The 9,643-nt window shown below is 39.1% G+C and carries 7 protein-coding genes; 3 read left to right on the top strand and 4 right to left on the bottom strand.

Annotated features, from left to right (window positions below):
• Positions 1-96: 96 nt before the first annotated feature.
• The 3 genes from A0J48_RS24910 to A0J48_RS24900 all read right to left on the bottom strand — a co-directional run bounded on the left by A0J48_RS24910 (position 97) and on the right by A0J48_RS24900 (position 4,015).
• Positions 97-1,062 (bottom strand): hypothetical protein, encoded by a 966-nt coding sequence (locus tag A0J48_RS24910; RefSeq protein ID WP_200327269.1) that lies wholly within the window; start codon positions 1,060-1,062, stop codon positions 97-99.
• A 111-nt stretch (positions 1,063-1,173) separates the two neighbouring features.
• A complete protein-coding gene (locus A0J48_RS24905) occupies positions 1,174-1,602 on the bottom strand; it encodes a hypothetical protein (RefSeq protein ID WP_200327268.1) in 429 nt (142 codons plus the stop codon).
• Between the two features lie 28 nt (positions 1,603-1,630).
• Entirely contained in the window at positions 1,631-4,015 is a 2,385-nt protein-coding gene (locus tag A0J48_RS24900; RefSeq protein WP_200327267.1) for an ATP-dependent helicase, read from the bottom strand.
• A 371-nt stretch (positions 4,016-4,386) separates the two neighbouring features.
• On the opposite strand from A0J48_RS24900, the gene A0J48_RS24895 reads away from it, so the two are divergent.
• Entirely contained in the window at positions 4,387-6,060 is a 1,674-nt protein-coding gene (locus A0J48_RS24895) for a glycosyltransferase family 39 protein (protein WP_200327266.1), read from the top strand.
• A gap of 243 nt (positions 6,061-6,303) precedes the next feature.
• Here A0J48_RS24895 and A0J48_RS24890 read toward each other — a convergent pair whose 3' ends face one another.
• A complete protein-coding gene (locus tag A0J48_RS24890; protein ID WP_200327265.1) occupies positions 6,304-7,389 on the bottom strand; it encodes a RuBisCO accumulation factor 1 in 1,086 nt (361 codons plus the stop codon).
• Positions 7,390-7,769: 380 nt separating this feature from the next.
• Between A0J48_RS24890 and A0J48_RS24885 the strand changes: the two genes are divergently transcribed.
• Positions 7,770-8,714, top strand: coding sequence for a response regulator (locus tag A0J48_RS24885; RefSeq protein ID WP_200327264.1), 945 nt, complete (start codon positions 7,770-7,772; stop codon positions 8,712-8,714).
• A 162-nt stretch (positions 8,715-8,876) separates the two neighbouring features.
• Complete coding sequence (gene ubiE / locus A0J48_RS24880; protein ID WP_200327263.1) at positions 8,877-9,569, top strand: bifunctional demethylmenaquinone methyltransferase/2-methoxy-6-polyprenyl-1,4-benzoquinol methylase UbiE; 693 nt, start codon at positions 8,877-8,879, stop codon at positions 9,567-9,569.
• The last annotated feature ends 74 nt before the right edge of the window (positions 9,570-9,643 follow it).

The following is a 9,643-nucleotide window of genomic DNA, read 5'->3' as shown; positions in this document are numbered from 1 at the left end:
CCCTGCTTCTTCTTACCTGTCACCTGTCACCTGTCACCTGTCACCTGTCACCTGTCACCTGTCACCTGTCACCTGTCACCTGTCACCTGTCACCTGTCACCTCTTAGCTGTCACCTTTGGATCTAAAGCGATACGTGAACCTGTGCGATCTACATGATAAGTCCAAAATTCATTGTTAACTCTGACAACCACTTCCCAACCATCTATAGGATCAAACTGTTGAGTACAGATTTCACCAAAGTTGAACTCACAGGCATTACCAAAAGTTTTTTGGACAGACCGAGTGATTTTTATCGCCACAGTTTGGACATTAGAACGTTTATAAGCATCACTCAAAACTTTTTGGGCAATTTTTTCTGGTAGTTTGACACCCTGAGTATTTGTCACTTTTGGGTCAATTACAATTTGCGAACCGAATTTATCTACGTGATAAGTCCAAGATTCTCCTCTTACCTTCACAATTATTTCCCAACCTTCCACAGGGTCATATTGCTGAGTACAGACTTCACCGAAATTGAACACACAGGAATTACTGAAGATTTTTTGAGTAGAGCGAGTAATTTTTACAGCACTCTTTGGTACACCAGCACGGTTAGCCGCGTCTGCGATCACTTTATTAGCAATAGGTTTTGACAGTTTGGCAACGTCAGAGATATCTATTTTGGGGTCAATCACAATTTGGCCAGATTGACTAACATGATAAGTCCAAGATTGCCCTTTCACTGCGACCAGGACTACCCAACCCTGAATAGGTCTGTATTCTCTAGTACAAGCTTCTTTAAATTCAAACATACAACGATTGCCAAAGGTTGTTGCTGTGGCTTGAGTAATTTTCAAATCCGCAATTTTCACCCCAGAACGCAGGGAAGTGTCCCGCAGCACCGTCGCAGAAATATTGCTGGGTAAAGTATTTTGGGCTATTAATATTTGTTCTGAGCGAGGAAGAGCGACCGCTGTATTATTTTTAGCAATATTTAGTCCACCAGTGAGCAGACCAGCCAGAGCGAGGGTGATAACAATTGATTGAGATAATTTACTGTTATTTTTCAGATGAGATAACATAGTGTTGCTGTCAAAAAATATTTAGATACAAATTTATTTACTGTTTTTACCCTGAGTTTGTTCCCAGTCTTGGTGATTAGTAATTGATGATTGGCAAGAGTGGCTTAATTTTTAATTGGTATTTACCTGCTGGCAATCTCTTTCCTTTGAATCTGGATAGACAAGACAATAATCTTTATTAATACTATCCAGTAATTTTTTATTCTCTTCGATCAGTACATCAAACTCAGCCATAAGTTTAACTGATTGCCCTATATAATTCTGACATTCAATTGCGTCAGGTTTAACTTTTTTCAAACATTCTTCAGCTAGTTTATTCATTTTCTCAATTTCGGCTTTTTTCTGATTGGTTTGTTGCTTAAGTTTTTTAGATTGTTGAAAAGCATTCTCTAAGCGTTCTTTGATTGGTTGTTTGGCTTTTTCTAAAGCTTGCTCTGCTTGATGTTGGCGATATTGATAGATATTGCCAATGATAGCGAGTAAGATAAAAAACCAAGATAGATAAGGAAGATATTTTTTAAATCGTGATTTGATGTCCATCAGGTGAATTAACAATTAACAATTCAATCTACTGAAACTGGCGTTTTAAAGCCGCAAACACAGGACAAGGGGCGGAAGCTTGTAAATTATTGGGTTTACTCCAAGTGAATGGTGCTTGTTGCGCCGCAGACATCCATAAAAGTCTTTTTGCTCTAGTCATGGCTACATACAATAATCGGTATTCTTCAGCTATTTTTAGGTATTTGGCTTGTTCCCAAGCTTGGCTAACATTGGGTATGGCTTCTGTGGGTTGATGAAGTCCAGTACGAATTTGGGCGCGTGCTACTTCTGATAAGGTAAAATCTCCTAAAAATTGGCTTTGGGGAGGAATCCAAAATTTCCCAGGAATTAAGTTTTCATGCAAAAAGGGTAGAAAAACATAATCCCAGTCCAAGCCTTTGGCTTTGTGCATGGTGATAATTGTTAGTTGTCCCTTTTTGGTATATTGTGCTTCTAAGTTTTCTGTATCTACTGGTTCAAAACGTTCAGAATTAACGATTTCACTTAAAGCTGACAGCATTGAAGCCATTGAATTATTACCCCAAATTTGCAGGTTTACCCTTTCTGCCAGTTTGTCTGCGGTAGCTAATTCAGCTTGGTCATAATTTAAGGTTAAGGCTAAAAAGGGAATAATTTGATATATGGGCAATTCTAAACGAGCGCGAAGTAAACTGCGGCATAAATGAGCAGCTTTCTGCACGATTTCTGTTTGCGGTGTGGCTAAAGGCCCAGGATATAGAAATTCTTCTGGGACACTGGCTAAGGTGTTAATGTCTTGGGTAGGAATTAATTGACGTTGTACTAAAACTTGGAGAGTAGCTTTTAAATAATCAGGAGAATGGGGGCGATCGCAAAATTGCAATAATGATAAAATTTCCTGCGGTACATGAGAACGTCTTTCCATTTCTCCCACGTCATAAAGTCTAATTTTATGTTCTTGACAAATAGGTTCTAAAGCCGCTGCTAACCATCTTCCTTGACGATTTTCTCGAACTAAAACAGCAGCACTGGCATCGGGATTTTGAGTAAATAATGCAATTACTCGCTGGGAAATTAACTCAACGGTATGATGAATATCACAAGGACTATATAATTCTAAACCTTGACCAACAGGTGCAGGATTAGCATCTGGTTGGGGGTCGTCAATATTCACAGCTTCAATTTTCTGGGAGAGAAATGGTGTTTGTCCGTTGATAGTTTTATTTGACCATTGACTATTTACCCACTCCAACGCAAAGTTAGCTGCATCAATAATAATTTTGCTACTACGACCAGCTTGATTCATTGTCGCTAATCGTTGATTAATATCGCACTGATTACAAAATTCTCGAAAATAAATTGGGTCAGCCGGCGTAAAAGTGGAATTAATCGCTTGGTTAGGATCTCCAACTCTAATTAGATTGAGTACCGAGTGCTGATTGCTGTGTGCTGAGTGCTGTGTGCTGAGTTCTAAACCAGGATTTTCCCCATCTGCTTCACTAGCCAAAATTTCTAAAAGTTGCGTTTGTAATGGGCTAGAATCTTGGGCTTCATCTTCAAAAACTGCGAGAATTTGTTTTTGTTCTATCCGTCGGGCGCTAGGATTTTCTAACACCCGCAAAGCAGCTAAAATCATATCATCGTAGTCGATGAAGTCTTGGGAAGCCATGAGTTTTTGGTACTGTTCATACAATCCCGCCGCAACTCGTAAAATTTGATAAGGATCTTTGGTTTTTTCACTCCATTGATAAAGTTTTTCTGGTAATATTCCCGAACTTTTAGCTTCATGAATGACGGTATAAGCTAAATCTGGTAATATTTCTGTACGTAGCACTGACTGACGACGTAATTTTTCTGTTTCTTCACCATCAAATTGTTGACCTTCTAGTAAGCGGCGATAAAGTCCGGGATGTTTGGTAATCCATTGTTCTACGGCTGCACGGATGAAGCGATGACTTTGGTTAGGAGTAATTAATGTGACGTTATCTAACTGCAAACCTGATAAGTCAGGATAACGGTTGGCTATGTTTAAGGCTAAACCGTGCAGGGTATACACAGCAAAGCCTGTTTGCGGTAAGGATAGTTCTTTCAGCTTGTCGCGGATTTTTAATTTGAGGTTAGCAGCAGCAGAACGGGTAAAGGTAACAACTACCAACTGACGACGATAATTTTTCCCTGTGGATAGGGAATACTGATACTGACGAGCGATGGCTATGGCCGCCGCAGCCGCCATTCCTGTAGATTTACCCGCACCAGGAACAGCAGATACAGCTAAGGGGCCTGATTCCCAGTTAGCCATTTGCTTTTGTCCCGGTCGCAGACTATCACGAATTTTGACAATATGTTCTCGTAACTTAGCAACAGGTGATGGCTGAGTATCTGCTGATTCTAGATTCTCTGGCGTGACTCTAACTGTAGAATTATCTTTTGACATATTCAAAATTTAGACTTTGAGTGTGATGATTAAAGAACAAAAATGAACAATATTGATTTATTATTTATGTCTATCAACCTAAGTTGTTAGTTATCAAAGTTCGTGATATAGCAATTACCATTCATATAAGGTACAAGCTGCAATAATTAAACGCAGATGGACGCAGATAAACGCAGATGATTTTGTACTTCACCAGACTAGGAAATGCTATAGCAGGATGTGAGGATGTAAGAGTATGGATGTAGGGAAGAAAAATAAATTCTTCTTATTTCTGCCTTTTACTTTTTACTTCTTCAATCACAACTTAAATTTTTTAGCATTTAATACTTGTGGGTGATGGGGTAAGGAAAGAGGGGGAAAATTAAACCTAAATGATAAATCGTAAACTTTATCTACATTATCTGGGTTTAACTGGTGCGATCGCACTGGGGGCTATTTTGCGCTTTTGGCATTTGGGCTTAAAACCCCTGTGGCTAGATGAAATAATTACTGCTATTTTTAGCTTGGGTAAAAATTACCTTGATATACCTTTAGATGTAGTTTTTCCTCTCCATCAGCTACAAGAAATTTTTACTCTTCAACCAGGAGTTAGCTGTTCTCAAATTGCCAAAAATATTGCCAATTATTCTACCCATCCACCACTGTTTTTTTGCGGTATGTACAGTTGGTTGGGGTGGTTGCAACCCTTGGGTACAGATTGGGTGGAAAAATTGCGCTTGCTTCCAGTTTTATTTGGTGTAGCTGCAATTATAGGCATTTATGGAGTTAATAGTATTGCTTTTTCTCCCACATCTGGAATCATTGCTGCATTGTTCATGGCATTATCCCCCTTTGCTGTTTACCTTTCTCAAGAAGCAAGGCATTATACTTTACCTATGCTCTTGATAATTTTATCATTATTATTGCTCATAAAAATTCAGCAAGATATCTTTACAAGGCAGAGTGCGAAATTTAGATTTTGGCTATTCTGGTCAATTATTAATAGTATTGGTCTTTATGTTCACTACTTTTTTATTCTTGCTTTTATCGCCGAAATAGCCACTTTGTCACTTCTGATTTATCACGGCAGAGAAAAAATTATCAAACTTACGCAAATTTGTTTATATCTAATTATCTCTACCAGCGGTATTATTATTAGCTTCATTCCCTGGATATTACTAATATCAAACCATTTTACCAAGTCAGAAACTAACTGGTTGCCATCACCTCATCACATTGAACCTATTTATCAAACTCTGGTCAACTGGATATTAATGATTATTACTCTACCAGTAGAAAATCAGCCTTTATTAATTCAGATTGTGTGTATTTTATTAATGGTTGTTTTTGCTATTTGGGTGGGTAGACAAGTTTTAAAAAGTTTAAAATTCCTATGGTTAGAAAGTACAACTCATTTGTCTACATTTACACTGTTAAGTTTTACTTTGTTTGTGTTACTACAATCTTTTATTATTGCTTATTTATTAGGTAAAGATATTACGGCTGTTCCCCGTTATAGCTTTGTCTATTATCCTGGTTTTTGCGCTCTGCTGGCAGCAAGTTTAGAAAAAGTCAGAACCACAAAATTTATCTTTTTAATTGTAGGTATGGTCAGTTGTATTTTGGTTGTTAATAATTTAACCTTTCAAAAACCTTTTCTCCCTGACCAAGTTGCTAAAAATATGAATCTAGAACCTGATGTACCTTTGATGTTGGTAATCAAATACGACAATTATCAAGATGTCGCAGCAGGATTAAGTTTTGCTTTGGCCTTAGAAAAACTGAGAAACCAAGAAATCATCAACAAATCATATTCATTAAATACTGATAGTTTAGCTTTCGTGTATAAATCTACTGATTTATCGTCTCTAAGTCACAAAATGACTCAACTTTCTCAATCTGAAATTTCTCAATTGAATTTATGGTTTGTCGGTTCAGGAATGAGAAAAAAAGATTACTCCTCACAATTAGAAATTGCTGGGCAAATCACTTGTAATATAGAACCTACCCAGCACTATCGTATCGGTCAATTTCCCTATCAACTTTATCGGTGCGGGAATAGGTGATAGGTGACAGGTGACAGAAAAGATGGAATAGTTAACAGTGAAACCCCTTTCAATAGTGGACAATTTACATTACCTTTCCCTGGAAGGAAGAGGATTGAAAAATCGGAATTTTTTTATTTTTTTCTCTTCAAAGGAGAGGTTTTAAACCTTTAACAAGAAGTTCAGGAGAACTAAAATCCTGAACTTTTGTCAATTAAAAAATTATCAATTGTCAATTGTCAATTATCAATTATCAATTGATTCTTATTCGTCAATCTGCCAAGAGTCTTTGGTAAACTCTTCATCGAGAACTTTCTTAGGACGTAAAATGATGATGATTTTGCCTAACAAAGTATTTTCCGGTGCAGTTTCAAACCATTGAAAATCAACTTCTCCAGCATTATCAAATGCAAAGTAACTAGACGCATCCCATTCTCTTTGAGCGCGGTCTATCACCACTAACACTGGTTCTATTTTTGTTTGCGTAGAACTGGGGAAAATATCGCCATTAGCCACAATTGCTACTGGATCTTCCGCAGATTGTAATACTTGCCAACCTGGTAAAGATACCCAAGCTTGTTCTCCGGCAAACTTGACAATGCGAAATGGTTGAATTTCCGTAATTAGGGGTACGGAACGTACATCTTTCGGTGTCAATGGCAACTCACCCACTACAGCTACAAGCCTGGGTAAGTCTTCGTCTGACTCTAGACGGAAAAAGGGAAGAATTGGGGCTGGACGTTGGGGAACTACGGTAAAATCAGTTAGCAGTTGTTCGATTTGTTTCCTGGCTGTTGGCGAATGAACAAAGCGTAAACCCTTCGCAATTAAACGCGATCGCTGTTGTAAATCAGAGTTTTGTCTGGCTAGTTTCCACGCTTGATAAGCTACTGCATCTCCTGGATGATTGGTAAAACCTTGTGGTGGGGTGGAAAAGCGAGAAAAATCTTTAACTGCTTTGGCTATCTCTTTTGCTTCATCTACATCGAGTTGATGAATAAAAATCAGGTCTGCGGCAGCGGCTCTGTCTTCTTGAGTCAGTAGGCGTAGTTCGTAGAGAATATCACTAGCTCTTGTGCCATAGTATGCGCGTGTGGCTGCTGATGCACCAAACTTTTCTAAACAACTGTAAACCTGAGCGCCAACAATCACCTGGTTTTGTTGGATCGGCTCAAACCCAGTAGCTTCAAAGATTTCTTGAGGATTGTAACCGTTTTTTTGGAGGTAGGCGATCGCCATTCCCCACTCTACCCAGTTACCTTGTTTTTGCCTTAACTTGACTAATAATTCTTGTGCTGTATCGTTAACAGTATTATCAGTATCTTGAGTGTTGGATGGTAGTTCAGTCATAATCTAAAGTGTAAACTTCAACTTAATAAGATGCTAGGTAATTTTTAACCCATTGATTTGCGTGTTGGTATCAGCCTTGAGTCTCGGCTTTAGTACCTGCTCTCATCTATCTAAGGTGTAATTACAATATGTTACAGCTTAATCTGAGAAGCAAATCTTATTGTAATCTCCAAGTGCTTGTACAAAATTAATTCCTGGAATTTAGGAGGCGATAGGTGAAAAGGGAAAATTCCTCTCCTGCGCTCCTCTAAACCCCACATTCCACACTCTACAACCTTTTCTTCCCCTTACACCCCTACACCCTTAAACCCTATCTATCATTCTCAACTTTGCCCGGTATGGAATATAACAAAATTGTGAAGAAGATATAAAACAAATTTATGAATAACCCTAATCTTCAAGTTGATGCAGTTCAATCTTCATCAAAGACCCGCGAACGTAGCAAAAAACTTAAAATTCTTGTAGTTGATGATGAACCAGATAATCTGGATTTGCTGTATCGCACCTTTCGGCGTGACTTTAATGTCCTCAAAGCTGACAGTGGTGTAAACGCGCTGCAATTGTTGGAACAAGAAGGTGAAGTGGCAGTGATCATCTCTGATCAGCGGATGCCAGAAATGAAAGGAACAGAATTTTTGAGCCGGACTTTACCACAATTTCCCGATACAGTCAGAATTATACTCACTGGTTTTACTGATATTGAAGACTTGGTGGAAGCTATTAATGCCGGTCAGGTTTTCAAGTACATCACTAAACCTTGGGACTCTGGAGAACTCAAGGAAGTGGTGCAAAGAGCAGCAGCAACCTATGATTTGCTAAAACAAAGAACAGAAGAACTACGCCGCGCTAATGCTCAAATGCATTTACTGAGTGTTTTAGTGGAAGTAACACAAGCTGCTTCCAGTCTGGAGGACACCCTAATTCCCATCGCTAAAGCTTTTAGTGAAAGTTTTGCTGCCGATGGCTGTATTGTACAACTGATAGAAGGGGATACATTAGCTGTTACTCAAGGTGCTTACAGTGATCGGGGAGTGATTGAAAATTGGCTATCCCAAGATGCATTAGCAAGAGAGGCGATCACAACTGGTAAAATCCAATCCTCCTTAAATATACCTAAAGACCCTAATCTCAATACTCTTGCTTACTACCAAGAAACAGGAGTACAAGCACATTTAATTATTCCGATTATCTATCGCCAGCAAATGTTGGGAGTATTATCCCTACAGTGGCGACAACCTTGTTCTTTGAGAGAAGATGAACTCAAACTGATTCATCTCTCAGTAGAATTAGTAGCGATCGCCCTATCGAGTAGTTATAGAAAGTAGGGTGTGGGGGAGATGGGGAGATGGGGAGAATAAATAATTATTTCTTCCGTGTTTCCTATTGCCTATTGCCTATTGCCTATTGCCTATTGCCTATTGCCTATTGCCTATTGCCTGTTCCCTGTTCCCTATTCCCTATTCCCTATTCCCTATTCCCTGTTCCTCATGACTAACGAAATTCGTGACATTTTTAACCGTATTGCCCCTGTATATGACCAATTAAACGATTGGTTGAGTTTGGGACAACACCGAATATGGAAAGAAATGACTGTTAAATGGAGTGCAGCTAAACCAGGAGATACTTGCTTAGATTTGTGTTGCGGTAGCGGTGATTTAACTTTTCGACTAGCACGATATGTAGGAATGACAGGAAAAGTATATGGTGTAGATTTTTCCTGTAACTTATTGGAAACAGCTAAACAACGTTGCCAAACTTATGATCCCCAACCGAATATCAATTGGATAGAAGCTGACGTGCTAGAGTTGCCCTTTGACGATCATCAAATTGATGCCATCACGATGGGCTATGGTTTAAGAAATGTTAAAGATATTCCCCGTAGCCTCCAAGAAATACATCGTGTCCTCAAACCAGGTGGCAAAGCCGCTATTTTGGACTTCCATCGTCCTGATAATCCCATTTTTCGCACTTTTCAGCAGTGGTATTTGGATCACCTCGTCGTTCCCGTGGCCACTAATTTAGGTGTCAGAGAAGAATACGCTTATATTAGCCCCAGCCTAGACCGCTTCCCCACAGGTAGACAGCAGGTGGAAATAGCGCGTCAAGTTGGTTTTGCCAATGCCACACACTACACCATCTCTAACGGTATGATGGGAGTGTTGGTAATTTGTCATGGGTAATTGGAGGCAAAAGGCAAAAGGTAAAAGGCAGAGGTAAGAATTTATTTTTCTCCCCTACACCCCACACCCCACAC

It is taken from the genome of Sphaerospermopsis aphanizomenoides BCCUSP55 (assembly GCF_001586785.1).
GTDB lineage: Bacteria > Cyanobacteriota > Cyanobacteriia > Cyanobacteriales > Nostocaceae > Sphaerospermopsis_A > Sphaerospermopsis_A aphanizomenoides_A.
Note: the sequence above shows the minus strand (reverse complement) of the source record. Positions and strands in the feature narration are given on the sequence as shown.

Bases quoted from the DNA above. Each gene is read 5' to 3' on its own strand.
- A0J48_RS24885 (WP_200327264.1), top strand. From the start codon at position 7,770: ATGAATAACCCTAATCTTCAAGTTGATGCAGTTCAATCTTCATCAAAG.
- A0J48_RS24910 (WP_200327269.1), bottom strand. From the start codon at position 1,062: ATGTTATCTCATCTGAAAAATAACAGTAAATTATCTCAATCAATTGTT.
- A0J48_RS24900 (WP_200327267.1), bottom strand. From the start codon at position 4,015: ATGTCAAAAGATAATTCTACAGTTAGAGTCACGCCAGAGAATCTAGAA.
- A0J48_RS24895 (WP_200327266.1), top strand. From the start codon at position 4,387: ATGATAAATCGTAAACTTTATCTACATTATCTGGGTTTAACTGGTGCG.
- A0J48_RS24905 (WP_200327268.1), bottom strand. From the start codon at position 1,602: ATGGACATCAAATCACGATTTAAAAAATATCTTCCTTATCTATCTTGG.
- A0J48_RS24890 (WP_200327265.1), bottom strand. From the start codon at position 7,389: ATGACTGAACTACCATCCAACACTCAAGATACTGATAATACTGTTAAC.
- ubiE (WP_200327263.1), top strand. From the start codon at position 8,877: ATGACTAACGAAATTCGTGACATTTTTAACCGTATTGCCCCTGTATAT.